The 21,005-nt window shown below is 49.6% G+C and carries 18 protein-coding genes and 1 tRNA gene; 7 read left to right on the top strand and 12 right to left on the bottom strand.

Features of this window, described 5'->3' with window-relative positions; genetic code table 11:
• Positions 1–133: 133 nt before the first annotated feature.
• Both K9N75_RS03085 and K9N75_RS03090 read right to left on the bottom strand, forming a co-directional pair.
• Positions 134–1,102 carry a TerC family protein gene (locus K9N75_RS03085; protein ID WP_039188024.1) on the bottom strand — a complete coding sequence of 323 codons (969 nt, stop codon included), beginning with the start codon at positions 1,100–1,102 and terminating at the stop codon, positions 134–136.
• A gap of 412 nt (positions 1,103–1,514) precedes the next feature.
• Positions 1,515–2,237 carry a glutamine amidotransferase gene (locus K9N75_RS03090; protein ID WP_008814916.1) on the bottom strand — a complete coding sequence of 241 codons (723 nt, stop codon included), beginning with the start codon at positions 2,235–2,237 and terminating at the stop codon, positions 1,515–1,517.
• Between the two features lie 181 nt (positions 2,238–2,418).
• Here K9N75_RS03090 and K9N75_RS03095 point away from each other — a divergent pair, with 181 nt between their 5' ends.
• Positions 2,419–3,342 carry a DMT family transporter gene (locus K9N75_RS03095; protein ID WP_008814917.1) on the top strand — a complete coding sequence of 308 codons (924 nt, stop codon included), beginning with the start codon at positions 2,419–2,421 and terminating at the stop codon, positions 3,340–3,342.
• 41 nt (positions 3,343–3,383) lie between these two features.
• Here K9N75_RS03095 and K9N75_RS03100 read toward each other — a convergent pair whose 3' ends face one another.
• Together K9N75_RS03100 and K9N75_RS03105 are read right to left on the bottom strand one after the other, a co-directional pair.
• Positions 3,384–4,421: a Gfo/Idh/MocA family protein gene (locus K9N75_RS03100; protein ID WP_008814918.1), complete on the bottom strand. Its 1,038-nt coding sequence runs from the start codon at positions 4,419–4,421 to the stop codon at positions 3,384–3,386.
• A 92-nt stretch (positions 4,422–4,513) separates the two neighbouring features.
• Positions 4,514–5,017 (bottom strand): M48 metallopeptidase family protein, encoded by a 504-nt coding sequence (locus K9N75_RS03105; protein WP_039187900.1) that lies wholly within the window; start codon positions 5,015–5,017, stop codon positions 4,514–4,516.
• A gap of 158 nt (positions 5,018–5,175) precedes the next feature.
• Between K9N75_RS03105 and rlmG the strand changes: the two genes are divergently transcribed.
• Together rlmG and K9N75_RS03115 are read left to right on the top strand one after the other, a co-directional pair.
• On the top strand, positions 5,176–6,342 hold the full coding sequence (gene rlmG, locus K9N75_RS03110) for a 23S rRNA (guanine(1835)-N(2))-methyltransferase RlmG (protein WP_008814920.1): 1,167 nt from the start codon (positions 5,176–5,178) through the stop codon (positions 6,340–6,342).
• Between the two features lie 153 nt (positions 6,343–6,495).
• Entirely contained in the window at positions 6,496–7,659 is a 1,164-nt protein-coding gene (locus K9N75_RS03115; protein ID WP_039187903.1) for a pyridoxal phosphate-dependent aminotransferase, read from the top strand.
• A 591-nt stretch (positions 7,660–8,250) separates the two neighbouring features.
• Here K9N75_RS03115 and qseC read toward each other — a convergent pair.
• Together qseC and qseB are read right to left on the bottom strand one after the other, a co-directional pair.
• Entirely contained in the window at positions 8,251–9,609 is a 1,359-nt protein-coding gene (gene qseC / locus K9N75_RS03120) for a quorum sensing histidine kinase QseC (protein ID WP_039187905.1), read from the bottom strand.
• Positions 9,606–10,268 (bottom strand): quorum sensing response regulator transcription factor QseB, encoded by a 663-nt coding sequence (gene qseB, locus K9N75_RS03125; RefSeq protein WP_039187907.1) that lies wholly within the window; start codon positions 10,266–10,268, stop codon positions 9,606–9,608. The genes qseC and qseB overlap by 4 nt, the downstream gene beginning before the upstream one ends.
• 227 nt (positions 10,269–10,495) lie before the next feature.
• Here qseB and K9N75_RS03130 point away from each other — a divergent pair, with 227 nt between their 5' ends.
• On the top strand, positions 10,496–10,903 hold the full coding sequence (locus K9N75_RS03130) for a YgiW/YdeI family stress tolerance OB fold protein (RefSeq protein ID WP_008814924.1): 408 nt from the start codon (positions 10,496–10,498) through the stop codon (positions 10,901–10,903).
• Positions 10,904–10,957: 54 nt separating this feature from the next.
• Here the strand turns inward: K9N75_RS03130 and K9N75_RS03135 are convergent, their stop codons facing one another.
• A complete protein-coding gene (locus K9N75_RS03135; protein ID WP_224452212.1) occupies positions 10,958–12,979 on the bottom strand; it encodes an oxidoreductase in 2,022 nt (673 codons plus the stop codon).
• 198 nt (positions 12,980–13,177) lie between these two features.
• On the opposite strand from K9N75_RS03135, the gene K9N75_RS03140 reads away from it, so the two are divergent.
• Entirely contained in the window at positions 13,178–13,708 is a 531-nt protein-coding gene (locus tag K9N75_RS03140) for an isochorismatase family protein (protein WP_061059231.1), read from the top strand.
• Between the two features lie 87 nt (positions 13,709–13,795).
• Here the strand turns inward: K9N75_RS03140 and K9N75_RS03145 are convergent.
• Positions 13,796–13,871 (bottom strand) — tRNA-Ile (locus tag K9N75_RS03145).
• Between the two features lie 139 nt (positions 13,872–14,010).
• On the opposite strand from K9N75_RS03145, the gene mug reads away from it, so the two are divergent.
• Positions 14,011–14,505 carry a G/U mismatch-specific DNA glycosylase gene (gene mug, locus K9N75_RS03150; protein WP_008814957.1) on the top strand — a complete coding sequence of 165 codons (495 nt, stop codon included), beginning with the start codon at positions 14,011–14,013 and terminating at the stop codon, positions 14,503–14,505.
• A gap of 67 nt (positions 14,506–14,572) precedes the next feature.
• On the opposite strand, the gene rpoD is transcribed toward mug, so the two are convergent.
• From rpoD to rpsU, 3 genes are all read right to left on the bottom strand, one after another.
• The gene (gene rpoD, locus K9N75_RS03155; RefSeq protein WP_004846659.1) at positions 14,573–16,405 is read right to left on the bottom strand and encodes an RNA polymerase sigma factor RpoD; all 1,833 of its coding nucleotides are present in this window, start codon (positions 16,403–16,405) and stop codon (positions 14,573–14,575) included.
• 268 nt (positions 16,406–16,673) lie between these two features.
• Positions 16,674–18,422: a DNA primase gene (dnaG, locus tag K9N75_RS03160; RefSeq protein ID WP_004846663.1), complete on the bottom strand. Its 1,749-nt coding sequence runs from the start codon at positions 18,420–18,422 to the stop codon at positions 16,674–16,676.
• A gap of 215 nt (positions 18,423–18,637) precedes the next feature.
• Positions 18,638–18,853, bottom strand: coding sequence for a 30S ribosomal protein S21 (gene rpsU, locus K9N75_RS03165; protein WP_001144069.1), 216 nt, complete (start codon positions 18,851–18,853; stop codon positions 18,638–18,640).
• A 280-nt stretch (positions 18,854–19,133) separates the two neighbouring features.
• Here rpsU and tsaD point away from each other — a divergent pair, with 280 nt between their 5' ends.
• On the top strand, positions 19,134–20,147 hold the full coding sequence (gene tsaD, locus K9N75_RS03170; protein WP_224452213.1) for a tRNA (adenosine(37)-N6)-threonylcarbamoyltransferase complex transferase subunit TsaD: 1,014 nt from the start codon (positions 19,134–19,136) through the stop codon (positions 20,145–20,147).
• A gap of 57 nt (positions 20,148–20,204) precedes the next feature.
• On the opposite strand, the gene plsY is transcribed toward tsaD, so the two are convergent.
• On the bottom strand, positions 20,205–20,864 hold the full coding sequence (gene plsY, locus K9N75_RS03175; RefSeq protein WP_008814960.1) for a glycerol-3-phosphate 1-O-acyltransferase PlsY: 660 nt from the start codon (positions 20,862–20,864) through the stop codon (positions 20,205–20,207).
• Positions 20,865–21,005: the final 141 nt, after the last annotated feature.

The following is a 21,005-nucleotide window of genomic DNA, read 5'->3' on the forward strand; positions in this document are numbered from 1 at the left end:
GATAGTTCTGGTATTAGTGGTAGATAAAAATAGCGTAAAACACTTTTAAACGATTATTTATACAGATTATGACAATGTAGAGAGTGGGGACATTTTTGCTAAGAAAAGCCCCGGACAGGCCGGGGCAAAAATATTAAATCTGTGATTTCAAACGGTCGTTGCGGCGGTTAACCAATACGTTAATCACCAGCGTGAGTACCAGAATACCGGCCACCACACTCAGGGAAACGGCAATCGGAATATGGTACAGATCCATAATCAACATTTTGAAGCCGATAAATACCAGAATCACTGAGAGGCCATACTTCAGCATTGAGAAGCGTTCTGCGACGCCGGCCAGCAAGAAGTACATAGCGCGCAGGCCTAAAATCGCAAACAGGTTTGAGGTCAAGACCAAGAACGGATCGGTGGTCACCGCAAAGATCGCAGGGATGCTGTCTACGGCGAAAATAACGTCGCTGAGCTCAACCAGTATCAGTACCAGCAACAGCGGAGTAGCAAACAGCACGCCGTTTCTGCGGGTAAAGAAATGTTCGTTTTCGATTTTATCGGTCATGCGCAGATGGCTACGGATCCATCGCACCAACGGTTTATCACCGATATCGCCGTCGTCCTCTTTCGCCAAGGCCATTTTCACGCCGGTGAACAGCAAGAAGGCGCCGAATACATACAAAATCCACTGGAACTGAGTGACTAACCAACTGCCCGCGAAAATCATAATAGTACGCAGAACGATAGCACCAAGAACCCCAAACACCAGCACGCGGCGCTGTAGATTTGGCGGCACAGAGAAATAGCTAAACAACATCAGCCATACAAACACGTTATCGACGGCCAGTGCTTTTTCAATCAGATAGCCAGTCAGGAACGCCAAAGCCTGTTTATCGGCTACGGCGCGCCCCATGGTTTCACTGAGATACCACCACAGACCGGCGTTAAACAGCAGAGATAAGCTTACCCACACCAGCGACCAAATGGCGGCTTGGCGTAGTGTCATGGTGGCTGCACCGCGACGTCCCTGCAACAGCAGATCGACGGCGAGCATAATGACGACAATGACGGCAAAACTGCCCCAGAGCAGGGGAGAGCCAATGGAGTTGATCATGGGAGTATCCTTCGTAACACTCATTAAATACAAAAATCACGATGACGGAGGACGACAGCGACGACTCTTGTCTGAGTTTTAAGCGCACCTCGCCTTCCGGCAAGGTCTCACTTACAACTCGATACCTCTGCCATCAATGAAACAGCGCAATTAGCTGTACTCAATGAATGACATGGGTATTCATCTAAGCAGGGCGCTTAGATACATTTTAGCTCATCGCTAAAATGTGTTGCCTGGCAACCGGGTACGTAGCACGCACCGTAATGACGATTAACCAGCAATGAAGTTACTCCCCTTTGCGTGTGAGAAAATAATGCAAAATGTTTCTAAGGTCAATCTTTCAAGAGAATTAGGAAAGCTAAAACTAGCGTCATGGCTTTACACATTGTAAAGCCATGACGCGTGATATTTATAAACCGCTGACGAATTCGCGTAGCAAAGATTGGCTGACGGGGGTATTGCTGGTTCGACGCTGAATATCGAGATATTTTGTCTGATGTTCTGGTTCTAACTCGGCAATCCAGCTCATGTAGCTGTGCATTATCGGCCCATTAAACTCAGGGTGAAATTGGGTGCTCATGACATTATCTCGGTAACGGATAATTTGGTGGGGATCTTGCGCAGAGCGCGCCAGTGCGATGGCACCTTCAGGCAGACGTAGTACGGTTTGTGAATGGATCAGGTTGGCATAAAAACGTGGTGGATAGTATTGCAGTGCAGGATCGTTTTTGGCCTCCGGCAAGAGCTCTATTTCTAACGTACCGATCTCCATTCCTTGTGGATGATAGCCCACTTCGCCGCCCAGTGCGTGAGCGAGTAATTGATGTCCATAGCAAGCACCAAAAATAGGTAATCCCATACCGACGGCATCGCGCAGCCAAACGGCAGCCTGTTCGCTCCACGGCAATAATTCGGTCACCATCGCCGCTGAACCGGTAATGATTGCGCCGCGATAGTGCTCAGGGCTTAACAACTGTTCACCGGCCGGAAGATTGACTACCACTACGCTGGCTGGGTTTATCTCACCCTGTTGCAAAAACATGTCGGTAAAACCGCCGTGCTGCTGGCGAATGACATCCGGAGCATCACCGGTCTGTAGAATGACAAAGGGCTTCACTTCAAACTCCGCCATAGAATCTCCTGAGTACTGCGCCGTTGGATATTTTCCAGATAATTGAAGACTACAAATTAGACGTATTTGGCCAATATTTCTAATGCCATTGTGAAATATACAAAGTAGATTTCATGAGCGGTAATGAGAGATGATAGAGGAAGTGATAATAAGCACGATTGATAATAATTAGGAAAACGAAATGTCTGTTGCAGGAAAAACCGACCCGCTGGCGTTTGTCGGGCTGGTGTTGCTTACGCTGATCTGGAGCTATAGCTGGATCGCGATGAAGCAGGTCACGTTGTATATCGGTGCCTTTGATTTTACTGCGTTACGCTGCGTGTTCGGGGCCATACTACTTCTGGTGGTATTGAAGCTGCGCGGACGCGGCATGAAACCGACGCCTTTTCTCTATACGCTGGCCATTGCCGTGTTGCAGACCTGCGGTATGGTTGGCTTGGCTCAGTGGGCACTGATAAGCGGTGGCGCCGGCAAAGTGGCTATTCTGACTTATACCATGCCGTTTTGGGTGGTTATTATGGCAGCGCTGTTTTTGGGCGAAAGAATGCGCCGAGTGCAGTATCTGGCCATTGTGGTAGCGGCTATCGGACTGTGCTTGGTGTTACAGCCGTGGAAGTTGACGGGAGAGTCACTGAAAAGCGCAGTACTGGCGATCCTTTCCGGCATAAGTTGGGGGGCGAGCGCCATCGTAGCGAAGCGTCTGTATCAGCGATATCCCAAAGTGGATTTGCTGTCGCTCACCACATGGCAAATGGTTTACGGCGCGATCATTATGAGCGTTATTGCGTGGCTGGTACCCGAGCGTCCCATCGTATGGGATCCCTATGTTTATTTTGCTCTGTCATACAGCGCTATTTTGGCTACCGCTTTGGCATGGACGCTGTGGCTATTTGTATTGAAAAATCTCCCCGCGGGTATCGCAGGGCTGAGCACCTTAGCGGTACCGGTCTGTGGAGTGCTGTTTTCTTGGTGGTTACTGGGTGAAAATCCTGGCTCGGTCGAAGGAAGTGGCATTGTGTTGATTGTGCTTGCCTTAGCGGTATTAAGCTTTGGCGGCAAACGACCTATAAAAGCGCCAATTCAACAGGTCAAAAGCTCTCGTTAGGAAGCGTAGGCCTCTCTTCTGGAAAGAGAGGCCTTATGCGATCAACCGCGGGTATTAGGGACAACCACCGTCTCTGGCGGAATTGCGGCATCGGCAGGGAACTCTACTCCGGTCAGGGCGCGAATCTGTGTCAGAATTTTGGCTGTGCTACGTGATACGTTAATCCCAGCGTGTTCTACGCTTTGATACTGCACCAGCTTGGCGAAAACTTCGGCCTCGTAATACATCGTATTTTCATGCTGTGGCTGAGAAATAATCTCAGGCTGTCCACCACGCGGCGTGAATGTCACCTTTTGGCATTCAGAAATTTTTTCGATAACTAAAGTGCCATCTTCACCTTGAATTTCGCTTGGAATATCTGAGTTGCTGACTTTGGAGTGGAACAGCACAACATCAAATTCACCATTTGCATGGTTCGCTGAATAGTTCATTCCTACGTGCCCGTGAGCATCGACGCCAGAATCTAACAGTGTCGCGCTTGCCGTCAGCGTTTCAGGTTCACCGAACAGCGATATCGCGCTGGCGAGGCAGTAATAGCCAATATCCATAATCGAACCATTTGAAAAGGCCGGATTAAAGGTATTTGGATTCTCACCGTCTAAATAGCGCTGGTAGCGCGATGAATATTGGCAATAGTTAAGAAAGACTTTACGTAATTTTCCCAGACGTGGCAGGGCTTGCTGAATAACAGAGAAATTGGGCAGATAAGCGGTTTTAAACGCTTCAAATAGCACCACCTGATTTTCATGTGCACATGCGATCATGCTTTCGACTTCTTGCAGATTGGAAGCCAACGGCTTTTCACAGATAACGTGTTTTTTATGCTGTAGCATTGCCAGCGTGTGTGGGTAATGGAAAGAGTTTGGGCTGGCAATATAGACCGCATCAACATGCTCACAGCTCCCGAGATCGTCGAGCGAGTCGAAAAAATACTGGGCTTTATTGGGCTCACCAAAGGTATAGGCCTGAGCCAGATGGCGCGAATAAACGGCGGTAAGCTGCATCTTGCCGGTAGCATGAGCGGCATCAATAAAGCGTTGAGTAATCCAGTTAGTTCCAATAACAGCAAAACGGATCATGGGCGGCTCCGATCGGGAAAGTGAGATTTTCCACAGAGTAGCATTTCTTGGATTAATACGGTTATTGCATTAATACGACTCAGCCCAGCAAATTAATACAGAGCGCCCACCAGTTCTAAATGCGTGAGATACATTCGGGTATCAAACTCAAGCTGGTGATAGGCCGGTTCCATATGACAGCACAAATTATAAAATGCCTTGTTGTGATCTTTCTCGCGCAGATGAGCCAACTCATGCACCACTATCATGCGAAGAAAGGCCTCTGGCGCATTTTTGAATACGGTAGCAACGCGGATTTCAGCTTTTGCCTTTAACTTGTTACCCTGCACACGCGAAATCGCGGTATGTAATCCTAATGCGTGTTTGAGCACCTGAATTTTGCTGTCATAACCCACTTTGTTAATTTGTGGCGCATTGCGAAGAAACTGATTTTTCAGGTCGGTGGTGTATTGATAGAGCGCGCGATCGGTGGTGAGCTGGTGTGGCTGCGGGTAGCGCTGCAATAAAACCGTCCCCAGACGTTGCTGGTCGAGTAGCTGGCGAACCTGCGTTTGCAGATGTTCCGGATAGCCGGCCAAGTAAGTCAAAGACGTCATATTCAATTCCTTCAGGTACAATAGCGGACTATTGTACGTCATGCGCGTGACATAACAATTCTGAGCATGATGCGTCGGCGGTGAAAGACCGTTGCGTCTGAACGATCATTTATTTTATTCGTCCATTAAATCAAATGGATAGAGTTTTTGGAGGGGCGATGAGCCAACTCGAACCGATCTCCGGTTTTTTTGAAGAAAATGGCCTTGAGCTAGAACGCTACCCACAGCAGTCTGATGATCCAACGTTACAAGCGTGGGAAGCCGCCGATGAATATCTGTTGCAGAGCTTTGAGCTGCCACAGACAGAAGGTCGTCCGGTGATCGTGTTTAACGACGCCTTTGGCGCGTTGGCCTGTGCACTGCATGGACAGCCGCTATATAGCGTGAGTGACTCCTATGTGAGCCAGTTGGCAACGCGTCATAACCTTGGTCTGAACGGCATGGATGACGATACCGTAACTCTGCTCGATAGCCTTGCACCTTTGCCAGAGTCGCCTGCGCTGGTGTTAATTAAGGTGCCGAAAGCGTTAGCGCTGCTTGAGCACCAACTGCGTGCACTGCGTGAAGTCGTTGCTCCAGATACCGTGATTATTGCAGCGGCCAAAGCGCGTGATATCCATACTTCCACGCTGCAGCTGTTTGAAACCATCCTCGGTGATACTCATACTTCGCTGGCGTGGAAAAAAGCGCGTCTAATTCATTGTAAAGTGGCCGAACGTAATCCTGCTCCGGCACAGCCAACTACCGTGTGGCCCTTAGATCTGTGCGGTACGGACGAACCTTATCAGATGCATAACCATGCATCCGTATTCTCGCGCAGCAATTTAGATATCGGTGCTCGTTTCTTCCTTGAGCATTTGCCGAAAGATATTGAAGGATCGATTGCCGATCTCGGCTGTGGTAACGGTGTGATCGGGCTGAAGGCATTAGAGCTCAATCCAAACGCTGACATGCTGTTCTGCGATGAGTCATACATGGCTGTCGCATCAGCACAGATGAACGTTGAAGTGAACCGCCCAGAAGATATGGATCGCTGTGCTTTCCGTGTCGGTAACGGTTTTTCAGGCGTGGATGGCGGTAGCCTGAACGCGGTACTGTGTAATCCTCCGTTCCATCAGCAGCATTCCATCACCGATCAGGTTGCTTGGGATATGTTTGTTGGCGCTAAGCGCTGCCTGAAAATTCACGGTACGCTATATATTGTGGGTAACCGCCATCTGGATTATTTCCACAAGCTTAAGCGTTTGTTCGGCAACTGTACAACGATTGAAACCAACAAAAAGTTTGTGGTTTTAAAAGCGACAAAACTTCCTCCACGTCGTTAATTTCATACGTTAATGTGAATTTATAGTCATAAAAAGTGCATAATATATTGTGTTGTGCACTTTTCCTCGGTTATGCTCTGTCCTACAGCCGCCTGACGGCTGATCAAAAAAACGCTTCTTAAAATAAATAATGCTGCTGACAGGGACTTTGCCATGGATCGTCGTACTCTTCTTAAATCTTCAGGTGCTATTCTCGGTGGATTAACGCTAAGCGGTTTGATTAATCGCGCACAGGCTGCAACGCCCGTAAAAGCGGCTGAAATCTCGTTTCCTACAGAACAACATCCGTTGTTACTGAATTTCAATGAGAACTCGTTAGGGATGTCTGTGCAGGCTAAACAGGCCGTAGTGGACTGTTTGCCGACGGCATTTCGTTATCCTGACGCCGCGCGCGCAGAACTTATCGAACAACTGGCTGGGCAATTTAATCTGAAGACAGAAAACGTCACTCTGGGCAACGGTTCCTCAGAGACGATTCAGGCTGCCGTGCAGGCTATTGTTTTACAGGCACAACAGCAGCAGAAAAAAGTACAGGTGATCGTTCCCGATCCCACGTTCAATTATGCTGAGCTATACGCTAAACCGCTGGGTGCAGATATTGTTAAAGTGCCGCTGAATGACAAACTTGAGTTTGATTTGGCCACTATGAAGCAAAAAGCCGACGGTTTCTCTGGTAAATCGATTGTTTACCTGTGCAATCCGAATAACCCGACGGCGACGATTACGCCTGCGGCCACGATAGAGAGTTGGATTAAAAACGCGCCGGCAGATACGTTCTTTATCGTCGACGAAGCTTACGCCGAATTTGTTAACGATCCGCGTTTTAAAAGCGCGATAGGCCTTGTACAAAGCGGGCAGAAAAACCTGATTGTAACGCGCACTTTCTCGAAAATTTATGCACTGGCCGGATTACGTATTGGCTACGGCATTGCTGCCCCTTCGGTGATTGCCGAGGTGGAAAATTTTGTCTCGCTGGATAACACCAATGCCGCTGGCGCGGTTGCCGCACTGGCATCGTTAAAAGACAAAACTTTTGTGGCCTTAAGCCGTAAATCTATCGATCTTTCTCGTCAAATAGTGACCTCAATGCTTGATGAGTTAAATTTGGAATATGTTCCGTCACAGGCAAACTTCATTTTCCATAAGGTCAACGGTGATGTGAAAACTTACCAAGAGCGTATGAAACAGCAAAACGTCTACGTTGGCCGCGAATTCCCCCCAGCCGTAGGCTGGAACCGCCTAACGCTAGGCACCCCGCAGGAGATGCAGGTGTTTGTGAGTGTGTTGAAGTCGTTTAGGGCGAAAGGGTGGGTGTAGGTAGTTATGCCTGTTCTGGTATTGCGGTGTAAGGTTCCGCTCGTCTGTCGTTTATCGTCTATGCGGTTACAGTGCAAGGTTCCGCCCGCCTGTCTATACCGAGTTTCATTGATACTCCGATGAAGGCGTACGGGCAGAGACCACCAGCGCGTGGTCTCTGCACTCGCGCGCTTTTTACCGCGTCGCTTGGCCGACCGGTCTCAGAGCGCACATCCTGTACGCCCTCGACCTACCGCCATCTTCCCTGATGGCGGTTCTATCATGCATTTCATTCAACACGAAAAAGACACTGTAATATTGTTTTGTTTGTGTCTTTTTAATTGTTTAAGTCTTGGTAGGGAGAGCCGGCACGACAGGGATGTCGTGCCGGAGTTTGGGGCGCCCTGGATGGGCGATACCAAACCGGAGCGGAAATGACATCTCGGATAAAAGCGCACGGGTGCCGGGTGCGTGCGCTGGCGCACCCGGCTCGAACGCCTTCTATTGAAGTTACGGATGGTCACTGTCATTGATAGGCGGTCGAAACCTTAAACCGTTCTTACATAAATCAGGTACAAAACCTTACACCACACACATAAAACACTTACCCTCCTAAGTAAAAGCCACCTCCACCCTAAATCCTCCGTTTTCCCCGTCACTAAAGCTGGCCGTCATCCCATGCAATGTCGCGATGCGTTGCACGATGGAAAGCCCTAGACCGCTGCCCGTTTTTTCTTGACCAGGTGGGCGGAAGAAGCGTTCGCCGATGCGTTTTAGATACTCGGGGCTGACGCCGGGGCCGTTGTCTTCGACGCTGAAATGCGTTGCGGTTAACGTGATTTTGACCGTGCTGCCGCGTGGGCTGTAGCGGATGGCGTTATCCAGCAGATTACGTACCAGCAGTGCCAGTAACAGCGGCTGAGCGCGGCGAGGCGGCGGTGTTTGGCGAATATCCAACATCAGTTCCACACCGTTGGCCTGTGCCTTATGGTAGTTATCCATTACGCCGGTTTGCAGGATATCCGCGATGGCGATCTCCTGTACGTCATCCAAGCCAGACAATGAATCCAAGCGTGAAAGCGTGAGCAACTGATCGACCACTCGCGTTGCGCGATCGATACCTTCTGTGAGGTTCGTCAACGCGTGCTCGCGCATAGCGGTATCATCTCCGGCGAGCTGAGCAACTTCGGTCTGTACTTTCAACGCGGCCAGCGGACTGCGTAGTTCATGAGCCGCATCGGAGGTAAATCGACGCTCCCTTACCAGCATTTCACCCGTTCGAGCAAATAGGCTGTTAAGCGCTTCAACCAACGGTTTCACTTCACTCGGGAGTGACAGTAATGGTAACGGCGTTTCATCTTCCGGCTGACGTTGGTGCAACCGTTTTGCTAAGCGCTTGAGCGGTGCGAGTTCGCGAGTGACTAACCAAATCAGCAGCAAAATCATGATGGGAAGGGCGATAATCCATGGCACAAGCTGCGCTTTAACGATATCAATCGCCATATCGTGGCGATAATCCCACTCTTGCCCAACCACTACGCGGTATTTGCCGTCGGGAGTGGTTAGCCATACCAAACGCCACAGATCTTTATCACCTTGCAACTGGTCGTCGGTAAAGCCGTCGCGTCGGTAGTGATATTGCAAATCGGGGCCGTTATCTCCATCGTTCAGCACCATTTTTCCGTCAGTGGTGAAAATGGCAAAGGTGAGCGCGTCATCGTCTAGATCGCCATGGCTGTGGCGCACGATCTTTTTGCTACGCGGTAGCTGTGGGCTTTTAAGCGTAAGATCGCTGATGTTGAGCGCCGTTAGGCGTTTGGCAAACAGCATTTGCTGAGTATCAAAGAGCTCATCGATGTTATTGCGGGTTTGATTCCACGCCAACAGACTCGCGCAGACCCAAGTAATGGTGATGAGTAGGATGAACCCGATGATCAACCGCAGTCGCAGGCTAAGCGTGAGCGATTTCATGTTGCTTCTCCCAGCGTGTAGCCGATGCCGTGAACGGTTCGAATAAAGCTGCTGCCGAATTTTTTACGTAAATGATGGATATGAACCTCAATGGCATTGCTGGAGACATCGTCGTCCCAGTTATAAATTTTTTCTTCGATGAGCGGACGGGGTAACACGCGTCCTTCGTTGCGTAGCAGTAGTTCGAGCAACGCAAACTCCTTCGGCTTTAAATAGATCGCTTCACCCTCGAGAGTGACGGTGAGATTAATGGGATCGAGTGAAACCGGGCCGTGAGTTAATGTGGTTTGAACTTGTCCGTGACGGCGGCGGATCAGCGCCTGTAAACGAGCGGCGACCTCAATGAGTGCAAAAGGCTTACACAGATAGTCATCAGCACCCTGTTGCAGTCCTGCAACGCGTTGCTCCAAGGCGTCACGTGCGGTGAGGATGAGTACCGGCTCGTCGTGTCCGTTTTGTCGCCATTTGCGCAGGATATCTAATCCGTCCATGCCCGGCAGGCTGAGGTCGAGTACCACAGCATCGTAAGGCGCAGAATCTAACGCGTTGAGTCCTTGCTTACCTTCGGTAAACCAATCGACGCTAAACCCCATCTTTATTAAACCTGCTTTGATTCCGTCGCCGATCAGTTTGTCATCTTCAATGAGTAATACCCGCATAACCGTGTCCTTTATGCTGCGCTGTATGGTTTTATCTAACTATTTGGCAAGGGCTTTGTACAGCCTAACACTGCGCGGATCCAGCCTAATAGGCAGTTTTTAAAAATATAATTGGTTAAACTGTATGCTTAAGATCTTGTTAAGAACTCTTTGGTGTAATGCTTTCCGAAGAGCAAAAACAGCAACTGTTTCTGCAGAGATTAATACAATAAAGAGAGAGAAAAATAATGAAAAAGACAGCAGCTTTATTAGCCATCCTTGCCGTATGTAGTGCGCCTGTTCTGGCTCAGAACGGTGGCTTTGTAGACCCGAACGCACCGGCCACTCAAACCACGCAAACGACCCAGGCAGCCGGTGGTTTCAATGGCCCTAGCGCAGGAGCGATGACCGTAGAGAAAGCCAAAACGATGAGTGACGATACTTGGGTGACCCTGCGCGGTAACATCGAGCAACGTATCGGCGGCGATCACTACACCTTCCGTGATGCAAGCGGCACCATGAACGTGGATATCGACCACAAACGCTGGAATGGGCAAACCATTACCCCGAAAGATACCGTTGAGCTGCAGGGGAAAATTGATAAAGATTGGAACTCTGTTGAATTAGATGTGAAGCAGATTACCAAAGTAAAATAGTGCTTATCGCTGAAAGGGCTGGAGATTCTCTCCGGCCCTTTTTTTATGGGAAAACTAAATCGTTAATGCGAGTCGGGTACCCTGATCGATTGCGCGGCGAGCATCTAGCTCACGAGCGACGTCGGCGCCGCCGATGAGATGGACGGTTTTTCCCATATTTTGTAGCGGAGCCAGCAGCGCCTGCTGCGATTCCTGACCGGCGCAAATAATCACATTATCAACGGGCAGGCATTCTATTTGCCCATCTCGAATGAGGTGGAGACCATGTTCATCAATATGATGATATTGGGCACCGTTTATCATGATTACGCCACGTTTTTGCAGACTAACGCGATGGATCCATCCGGTCGTTTTCCCCAATCCTTCACCGACTTTGCTGGTTTTGCGTTGCAGCAAATAGATTTTTCGTGGGCTGTGCGTTGGATGCATCCCATCCTTAGCCAATCCGCCACGCTGTTTTAGCTGCAAATCAATTCCCCACTCTTCGGCGAAAGCCGCGCTGTTTAAGCTGGTGGATTGCCCAAACTGGCTGAGATACTCCGCGGTATCGAATCCGATCCCGCCTGCGCCAATAATCGCGACCCTTTTACCGACCGGTAGTTTATCGCGCAAAACCTGCGTGTAGCTGAGAACGTGTGGCATATCGCTACCCGGCAGATCTAAATGGCGTGGCACGATCCCCGTTGCGAGGATCACTTCATCGAATTCACTTAGATCCGCGGCTTCTACGCGCTGCCCCAAGCGTTGCTGAATATTGTGGATAATCAGCAACCGTTTGAAATAGCGCAGCGTTTCATGGAACTCCTCTTTGCCGGGGATCTGTTTGGCGATATTAAATTGACCACCAATTTGATTGTCAGCGTCGAACAAGGTTACGTGATGTCCACGCTGGGCGGCGGTGGTGGCAAAGGCTAATCCTGCGGGACCTGCGCCTACCACGGCGAGCCGTTTAGGTTTCTCGGTGGCGGTGAGCACCAGTTCAGTTTCATGGCAAGCACGAGGGTTAACTAGACATGAGGTGAGCTTGTGCTCAAAAATTTGGTCTAAACAGGCCTGATTGCAGCCGATGCAGACGTTGATCTCATCGACTCGTCCGCTTGCCGCTTTTTGCACAAAGGCAGGATCGGCCAAGAATGGGCGAGCCATAGAAACCATATCCGCACACCCATCGGCCAGCACGGCTTCCGCAACGTCTGGATGATTGATGCGGTTGGTGGTGATAAGCGGAATCGACACTTTCCCCATCAGACGGCGTGTTACCCAGCTAAATCCTGCACGCGGCACCATGGTCGCGATGGTTGGAATGCGAGCTTCATGCCAGCCAATACCGGTGTTAATTAATGTCGCCCCTGCGTGTTCCACCTGAACGGCTAACTGCTCGATCTCTTTCCAGTCCGAACCTTCCTCGACTAAATCCAGCATCGATAATCGATAGATGATGATGAACTCTCGTCCAACGGCGGCGCGCACACGGCGCACACATTCCACCGCGAAACGCATACGGCGCATGAAATCGCCGCCCCATTCATCATCGCGCTGATTGGTGCGAGCCGCTAAAAACTGATTAATGAGATAGCCTTCTGAGCCCATGATTTCCACGCCGTCATAGCCTGCATGCTGTGCCAAACGTGCACACTGGGCAAAATCAGACAGCGTTTGCTGGATCATATCTTCCGTCATTTCAATGGGTGGATAAGGGTTGATAGGGGCTTGAATGGTTGAAGGCGCATGAGGTTGAGGCTGATAGCTATAACGACCAGTATGCAGAATTTGCAGGGCTATTTTTCCACCTGCCTGATGCACCGCATCGGTAATAATTTTATGATGCGGGATCTGATTCTCATGATCGAAAATAGAGGCACCGGCATGAACCACGCCGTGCTGATTCGGGGAGATACCGCCAGTCACGATTAAGCCTACGCCCGCACGTGCACGTTCGGCATAAAATGCGGCCAAGCGTGCGCTGCCATTAGGATGCTCTTCTAGCCCAGTGTGCATCGAACCCATCAGAACTCGATTCTTCAAGGTTGTAAACCCGAGATCCAATGGGGCAAGCAGGTGAGGGTAGTGGTTCATGCGGCTTTCCTTATTTCGCGCAGGCTAAACGGTAGCTTTCTGGTCGGATGAGTTCTTTAAATCTAGTCTCTCCACGTTGCTTTGAAAGTTGTATGTTAATGAAGTGTGATTGTTCTCAACATTGTTGCGGTGCAAGAGTGAAAACAGTGACCTGCATCAATCATTTACCCTAGTGTCTATTCTGATATGGAGATAAGCATGAGTCGTGTTTTACTGGTTGTTGATATGCAAAAGGGCGTTTTTTCAACTCCGAGAATGGATCGCATTGGTCGCGTAGAACGAATTAATCAACTGAGTCGCGCTGCTGAACGGGTGATTTTTATACTTCATAATGAAGCTGACCTCCCGCTAGGTAGCGATGAATGGGAACTGTTACCTGAACTCTACCAACCGGAAGGCAGCATCTATGTGGATAAAACGGCCTGTGATGCATTTTATCGCACCACGCTCGCCGATGAACTAGCGGCTCTGGATGCAAAACACATCACGATTTGTGGCTGTGCAACGGATTACTGCGTTGATACTACTATCAAAAATGCCGCTAGCCGTGGTTATGCTCTAACCATCGCGAGCGACGCCCACACCACCGCCGATCGCGGCTCTCTGAAAGCCGAACAGCTGATCCCTTATTTCAATGAGGTATGGGCAACGTTAGCCATTCCCGGAAACCGAATTGAAGTAAAAACCACCGCAGATATTTTGCAGGAATGGGGGCACTCGGTGGGCTGAGGGGATGCTTTTGCGACACTTTTCTTCAGGCACAAAAAAGCCACTTCGCAGGAAGTGGCCTAAATGACTGAATCTAAAGCTAAAATTTGGTGGCCCCTGCTGGACTTGAACCAGCGACCAAGCGATTATGAGTCGCCTGCTCTAACCACTGAGCTAAGGGGCCGAGTGGCGGGGATTATAGAGTAAAAGAGGGCATGAGATCCAGTGGCTTTGTTGTGGTTGCGGTTTTTTTGCGCATAGCTAGATCGTTGTAATTTCTGTAAGATTTTAATCATTCTGAAATTGAATAGGATGTAAGACAGATGATTCAGGACATAATAGCTCCCGATCTGCGCGTTGTATTTTGTGGCATTAACCCTGGGTTGAGTTCGGCACATCAGGGATTTCACTTCGCTAATCCCACTAATCGTTTCTGGAAGGTGATTCATCTGGCAGGATTTACTCAGCGTCAGTTGGCTCCGCAAGATGAGAAGCATTTACTCGATACCGGTTGTGGTATTACGGCGCTGGTATCAAGACCAACCGTCACTGCGGCTGAGGTTACCCGCGAGGAGCTACGAGCGGGCGGTGAAGCGCTTGAAGAGAAAATCCTGAGCTACCAGCCGCAATCTATCGCTATCCTCGGTAAACAGGCGTACACGCAGGCATTTGGTATTCGTAAGGTCGATTGGGGCCGTCAAGACAAGACGATAGGAAACACGCAAATTTGGGTGTTACCCAATCCGAGTGGCTTAAGCCGTATTACCGTAGATGAACTGGTGGCGAGCTATCGAGTTCTAAACGAAGCTCTAGGCTGATTAGTCATTATTTCAGATAATAAAAAACCCGCACTAGGCGGGTTTTTTTAGTCCTAAGCGGAAGACATTAATCGTCTAGGAAGCTACGCAATACTTCAGAACGGCTAGGATGGCGCAGTTTACGCAGTGCCTTCGCTTCGATCTGACGAATACGCTCACGGGTAACGTCGAACTGTTTGCCCACTTCTTCCAGAGTATGGTCAGTGTTCATATCGATACCGAAACGCATACGCAGGACTTTCGCTTCACGTGCGGTGAGGCCAGACAGAACGTCGCGAGTTGCAGAACGCAGGCTCTCGGAAGTGGCAGAGTCCAGCGGCAGCTCCAGCGTCGTATCTTCAATGAAGTCGCCCAGATGTGAATCTTCATCATCACCGATTGGGGTTTCCATTGAGATCGGCTCTTTCGCGATCTTCAGCACTTTACGGATCTTATCTTCCGGCATCATCATGCGTTCAGCCAGCTCTTCCGGCGTCGGCTCACGACCCATCTCTTGCAGCATCTGGCGGGAAATACGATTGAGTTTGTTAATTGTCTCAATCATATGTACCGGGATACGGATGGTACGTGCCTGATCCGCGATAGAACGAGTAATCGCCTGACGAATCCACCATGTAGCATAAGTTGAGAACTTATAACCACGGCGGTATTCAAACTTATCAACCGCTTTCATCAGACCGATGTTACCTTCCTGAATCAGATCCAAGAACTGCAGGCCACGGTTGGTGTATTTCTTCGCGATGGAAATAACCAGACGTAAGTTCGCCTCAACCATTTCTTTCTTCGCACGGCGCGCTTTCGCTTCACCGATAGACATACGACGGTTGATATCTTTGACCTGCTCGATAGTCAGACCGGTTTCTTCTTCAATCTGATGCAGTTTTTGCAGGCTGCGCTCAACGTCTTCGCGCACGTCTTTCAGCTTCTCGCCCCATGGCTTAGCCATTGCCAGCGCAGCGTCAAACCAAGTGGTGTTGGTTTCGTTGCCGGTGAACAGGGTGATGAAGTTTTTCTTAGGCATTTTGCTTTGTTCAACACACAGCTTCATGATCAAACGTTCTTGAGTACGAACGCGATCCATCATCTGACGCATGTTGTTGACCAGATAGTCAAACTGCTTCGGCACCAAGCGGAACTGTTTGAAAACTTCAGAAAGATTCAGGATCTCTTCTGCCGCTTTCGCATGGCTGCGGCCATGAGTTTTAATCGCTACGCGTGTTTTCTCATACTGCTCGCGCAGTTCAGAGAATTTCTGGCGAGCCAGTTCTGGATCGATGCTGTTGTCATCTTCGCTGTCGTCGTCTTCGTCCTCTTCTTCATCGTCGTCATTCAGATCTTCTGAAGAGAGTTCAGAACCGACGTTGGTCGCGGTTGGCGCCAAATCTTCTTCTGCGTTAGGGTCGACAAAGCCGGTAATGATATCGGACAGACGCGCTTCTTCTGCTTCAACACGATCGTATTGTTCAAGCAGGTAGGTAATGGCTTCTGGGTACTCGGCAACAGAGCACTGAACCTGATTGATACCGTCTTCGATACGTTTAGCGATGTCGATTTCGCCTTCACGGGTCAGAAGTTCTACGGTACCCATTTCACGCATATACATGCGGACGGGGTCAGTAGTGCGGCCGATCTCGGATTCTACGCTTGATAGCACCTGCACAGCAGCTTCGGCGGCATCTTCGTCAGCGATGTTTTCTGCCAGCATCAAATCATCGGCGTCAGGTGCTTCTTCCATCACCTGAATACCCATGTCATTAATCATCTGGATGATGTCTTCGATCTGGTCGGAGTCGACGATATCTTCCGGCAGATGGTCATTGACCTCAGCATAGGTCAGGTAGCCTTGCTCCTTGCCCTTGGTAACAAGAAGTTTTAGCTGTGACTGCGGGTTTTGCTCCATAAGACGGTATCCACACTTCAGAGTTTAAATCGGTGTTGGGCAGTAGAACCGCCAACAATAACTGACACGGGTTTTTTTGATTGCGCGCCGCTCCCCGGTATTGCGGCATTATGCGGGGGCTTGTCCCCGCTTTTCATCGGCACTTAAGCCGTAATTCAGATTTTAAACGCTAATCCTGCTTCTTAGGTTTGGGAAGTGTTTGCCATTCCTAGCTAAAACAAGGTGTTGCGCTTAAAATAAATAGGTTTTATTCGTTATGTCTTGGTGATTATGTTTTTTTTGCCAGTGCTTGATTGAGGGCCCACAGTTCTCGTCGCTGATCGGCATTTAAGCCTTGGGTTCGATCCAACGCGATGAGTTCTTCCTGACGCTGTTCGAGCATGGAGTCGTAGAGACTGCCTAATGTATCGACGAACGTTTGATGAACCATGTCCTCAACAACCATGTGGTTCCAAGTTGCCAAAGTTTCAAGCTGTTGAGCATATTTATTATCACGATATAGCTCAATCAACTGGCCGGTAGTTAGCCCCGGCTGTGCCAAACAGGTTTCTACCAGTTCAATAAATAATGGCAATCCCGGCAATGGATGTTCCCGCAAACCTTCAAGCGTTGGAACTTCAGCTGCCAGCGATGGATTTTGTACCAGTAATCCTATAAGTATACGCATAGTCGTGCGTTTTAGCTGAGGCTGCTGGTAACTATTTCCCGTTTCGGCCTGACGCGGCAGCAGTTTTTCAAGCTGACTATCGTCGAGAATGCCTAATTTTTGTCCTAAAAACTGCCGTAGGTACAACCTTAGGGTTTCACCTGGGATCTGTCCAATCAGCGGTAAAGCTAAAGCACTGAGCTTAGTACGCCCATCGGGAGTACTCAAATCGACCTGTGGCATCAACGTATCAAATAAGAATGCTGACAGCGGTTGGGCTTGCTCAATGCGTTGTTCAAATGCCGCGGTACCTTCTTTGCGCACCAGCGTATCCGGGTCTTCACCATCGGGCAGGAACATAAACTTCAACTGCCGACCATCGGATAGAAACGGCAGCGCGGTTTCCAGCGCACGCCATGCGGCTTCACGTCCGGCGTTATCGCCGTCGTAGCAGCACACCACGGTATCGGTGGTGCGGAACATTAACTGAATATGTTCTGATGTGGTCGAGGTTCCTAGCGAGGCTACGGCATAATCGATGCCGAACTGCGCCAGTGCCACCACATCCATATAACCTTCAACAACCAGCAGGCGAGCCAATTCAGGGTGGCGCTGCTGTGCTTCATACAGGCCAAATAGCTGGCGGCCTTTATGGAAAATATCGGTTTCAGGGGAGTTAAGGTATTTAGGCGTACCATCACCCAAAATACGGCCACCGAAAGCAATAACTCGCCCGCGTCTGTCGCGGATAGGAAACATCACGCGGTCGCGGAAACGGTCGTACGTGCGGCCATTATCATTATTGACCAGCATGCCCGCATCATTAAGCGCAGTGCGGCTAGCAGGATCACGGCCAAAACGCTTGAGTGCGTTATCCCAACCAGCAGGGGCATAGCCGATAGCAAAGTGATCAATAATTTCCTGGCTCAGTCCGCGCTGCATCAAATATTGCTGCGCCGATTGGCTACTCGGCTGACGTAAAGCCTGCTGATAGAAATCGCTTAGGCCGTCCATCAACTGATACAAATTTTGACGTTGGTGACGCTCGATCTGGCTGGGGCCGGTTCCTGCTTCATAAGGAATCTCTAGGCCTGCCATAGTAGCCAGTTCTTCGACGCTCTCGACAAACTCAAGTCGGTCGTAGTTCATCAAAAAATCGATGGCGTTACCATGTGCCCCACAGCCGAAGCAGTGGTAGAACTGTTTGTCCGCGTTAACGGTGAATGAAGGCGTTTTTTCGTTATGGAATGGACAGCAGGCATGGTAGTTCTTGCCCTGCTTTTTTAATTTCACACGCGCATCGACCAGATCGACAATATCGGTCCGAGCTAGCAAGTCATTTATGAATACACGTGGGATTCGTCCTGCCATAAGCCCTTACATTATTAGTCTGTTTGCGCGACTGCAAAACCGCCAGCAGCGTTGACAATTTTTCAGCCTATAAACGAGAACAAGCCGCGCATTCCTTTCGGAAGGCACGGCCTTCGTATGTTGCTGCACATCAAAATAGAGCTTCTTAAAACACTACTACGACAGACAACAACATGGTCTGTGAACCATTTGTTGGGGCTTTCACCCCGAACAAACTAGTACAGACGGGTGCGACGTGCGTTTTCGCGAGCCAGTTTCTTGGCGTGACGTTTTACTGCAGACGCTTTAGCGCGTTTACGCTCAGTAGTCGGTTTTTCATAGAATTCACGACGACGAACTTCAGCTAAAACGCCCGCTTTTTCGCATGAACGTTTGAAGCGACGCAGAGCTACGTCGAACGGCTCGTTTTCACGTACTTTAATTACCGGCATGTGCCTCTCACCTCGATATAAATCGGTCTTTTCGCTGACCTAGTGTCAGCTGTTCAAAAATGGTGCGGAATTTTAATCCGAACAGCACCGCTTTGTAAAGCAATGATGCGCTAATGTCCACAGGATTTTCACTATCCAACTGTTACGTTGACTTGTTACAGCAAGGATAGCAGGTGGTTTTTAGTCGGTTAATTTGCCACAGCACGAAAGCGGAACAGTATAGCTGAATTGTGCTATTATGCGCCACCTTAGTTGTTGGAGAAAAGTTGTTGGAGCCGCCATGCGCATTCTGGGCATCGAAACATCCTGTGATGAAACCGGTATCGCCATTTATGACGATGAACAAGGTATTTTGGCTAACCAGTTGTATAGCCAGATAAAACTACATGCTGATTACGGTGGCGTTGTCCCTGAACTGGCATCTCGCGACCATGTGCGCAAAACCATTCCCCTGATTCAGGCGGCCCTAAAAGAAGCCAATTTAACGGCAAAAGATCTCGATGGCGTCGCATATACCGCAGGGCCAGGTCTGGTTGGTGCGTTATTGGTAGGCGCGACCGTGGGACGTGCGTTGGCATTTGCATGGGATTTACCTGCGGTTCCTGTTCATCATATGGAAGGTCACTTGCTCGCTCCAATGCTGGAAGATAATCCTCCTGCGTTTCCGTTTGTTGCGCTACTCGTTTCTGGCGGGCATACCCAGCTCATCAGCGTAACCGGTATGGGGCAATACGAATTGTTAGGCGAATCTATTGATGACGCCGCCGGTGAAGCTTTCGATAAAACCGCTAAACTGCTGGGGTTAGACTACCCGGGCGGCCCAATGTTATCGAAAATGGCGCAGCAGGGAGAGGCCGGACGCTTTGTTTTCCCTCGCCCAATGACCGATCGCCCCGGCCTTGATTTCAGTTTTTCCGGTTTGAAAACCTTCGCCGCGAACACTATCCGTAATAATGAGGCCGACGAGCAAACGCGCGCAGATATTGCACGTGCATTTGAAGATGCCGTAGTTGATACACTGGCGATTAAATGCAAACGTGCATTAGAGCAAACAGGATTCAAACGTTTGGTGATGGCCGGTGGGGTTAGCGCTAACCGTACGCTGCGAGCTCGTCTGGCCGAAATGATGAAAAAGCGCTGTGGTGAAGTCTTTTATGCTCGCCCTGAGTTTTGTACCGACAATGGCGCGATGATTGCGTACGCCGGAATGGTTCGACTGAAGAGCGGTGTAAATGCCGACCTGAGTGTTTCCGTTCGTCCACGTTGGCCTTTAGCTGAGCTGCCAGCGGTGTAACGTTGATAGCTAGCAATATGTGAATCTGAAAATGGCGACCTGTAGGTCGCCATTTTGCTATTGGTCGGTATGCTTTTTCTCAGAAGCCGAGTCTTCAGAAGTCGGGTCGGCTTCTTTTGTTGGCTTTTTGAGTTTCTTCCAGATTTTGCTTTCTTGTCCGCGCCACAAACGTTGGATGTTGTCGTGGTGACGCATCAGAATTAAGCAGGAAAGCATTGCAACCGGAAACGTAAACTGGGGGGTGAACCACCATACATAAAACGGAGCAACCAGCGCGCTGACGATTGCGCCAAGTGAAGAATAACCACTCAGCAACACGGTGAGCAGCCATGTTACGGTCATGAGACCGGTAAGATCCCAACCGATAGGTGCGATGGCTCCGAATGCTGTCGCCACGCCTTTCCCACCGCGGAAATGAAAAAATACCGGGTAGATATGGCCTAGGCAGGCCGCTATTGCGGTCAATCCAAGGTAAAGAGGTGCAACGTCAAATTTATAGGCTAGCCAAACGGGTAGCATACCTTTGAGCACATCAAAAATTAGCACAGCAGCGGCGGCGGTTTTGCCCCCAATGCGTAACACATTGGTGGCTCCCGGATTTCCAGAGCCGTTCTCACGTGGATCGGGTAGACCCGCCACTCGACAGACGACAATAGCGCTGGAAATGGAGCCGCACAGGTATGCGAGAATAATCATGCCTAACGCAGTCGCACTCATAACTCAGCTCCGTCTTACGTTCGTTGTTTTTTACATCAAAAGACATAAAAGGGTATAAAGGTTAAGGGTCGTTTTAACAACCATATCTGTGGATAATACGCACATTCAAACAGAAGTGGTATCCAACCAAAGGCAAAAACC

Origin of the sequence: Hafnia paralvei (assembly GCF_020150375.1) — a bacterium.
Lineage (GTDB): Bacteria > Pseudomonadota > Gammaproteobacteria > Enterobacterales > Enterobacteriaceae > Hafnia > Hafnia paralvei.

What these genes read in the sequence shown, in the direction of transcription:
- K9N75_RS03090 (WP_008814916.1), bottom strand. Translation starts at nt 2,237, where the DNA reads ATGGCGGAGTTTGAAGTGAAGCCCTTTGTCATTCTACAGACCGGTGAT.
- K9N75_RS03095 (WP_008814917.1), top strand. Translation starts at nt 2,419, where the DNA reads ATGTCTGTTGCAGGAAAAACCGACCCGCTGGCGTTTGTCGGGCTGGTG.
- K9N75_RS03100 (WP_008814918.1), bottom strand. Translation starts at nt 4,421, where the DNA reads ATGATCCGTTTTGCTGTTATTGGAACTAACTGGATTACTCAACGCTTT.
- K9N75_RS03105 (WP_039187900.1), bottom strand. Translation starts at nt 5,017, where the DNA reads ATGACGTCTTTGACTTACTTGGCCGGCTATCCGGAACATCTGCAAACG.
- rlmG (WP_008814920.1), top strand. Translation starts at nt 5,176, where the DNA reads ATGAGCCAACTCGAACCGATCTCCGGTTTTTTTGAAGAAAATGGCCTT.
- K9N75_RS03115 (WP_039187903.1), top strand. Translation starts at nt 6,496, where the DNA reads ATGGATCGTCGTACTCTTCTTAAATCTTCAGGTGCTATTCTCGGTGGA.
- qseC (WP_039187905.1), bottom strand. Translation starts at nt 9,609, where the DNA reads ATGAAATCGCTCACGCTTAGCCTGCGACTGCGGTTGATCATCGGGTTC.
- qseB (WP_039187907.1), bottom strand. Translation starts at nt 10,268, where the DNA reads ATGCGGGTATTACTCATTGAAGATGACAAACTGATCGGCGACGGAATC.
- K9N75_RS03130 (WP_008814924.1), top strand. Translation starts at nt 10,496, where the DNA reads ATGAAAAAGACAGCAGCTTTATTAGCCATCCTTGCCGTATGTAGTGCG.
- K9N75_RS03135 (WP_224452212.1), bottom strand. Translation starts at nt 12,979, where the DNA reads ATGAACCACTACCCTCACCTGCTTGCCCCATTGGATCTCGGGTTTACA.
- K9N75_RS03140 (WP_061059231.1), top strand. Translation starts at nt 13,178, where the DNA reads ATGAGTCGTGTTTTACTGGTTGTTGATATGCAAAAGGGCGTTTTTTCA.
- mug (WP_008814957.1), top strand. Translation starts at nt 14,011, where the DNA reads ATGATTCAGGACATAATAGCTCCCGATCTGCGCGTTGTATTTTGTGGC.
- rpoD (WP_004846659.1), bottom strand. Translation starts at nt 16,405, where the DNA reads ATGGAGCAAAACCCGCAGTCACAGCTAAAACTTCTTGTTACCAAGGGC.
- dnaG (WP_004846663.1), bottom strand. Translation starts at nt 18,422, where the DNA reads ATGGCAGGACGAATCCCACGTGTATTCATAAATGACTTGCTAGCTCGG.
- rpsU (WP_001144069.1), bottom strand. Translation starts at nt 18,853, where the DNA reads ATGCCGGTAATTAAAGTACGTGAAAACGAGCCGTTCGACGTAGCTCTG.
- tsaD (WP_224452213.1), top strand. Translation starts at nt 19,134, where the DNA reads ATGCGCATTCTGGGCATCGAAACATCCTGTGATGAAACCGGTATCGCC.
- plsY (WP_008814960.1), bottom strand. Translation starts at nt 20,864, where the DNA reads ATGAGTGCGACTGCGTTAGGCATGATTATTCTCGCATACCTGTGCGGC.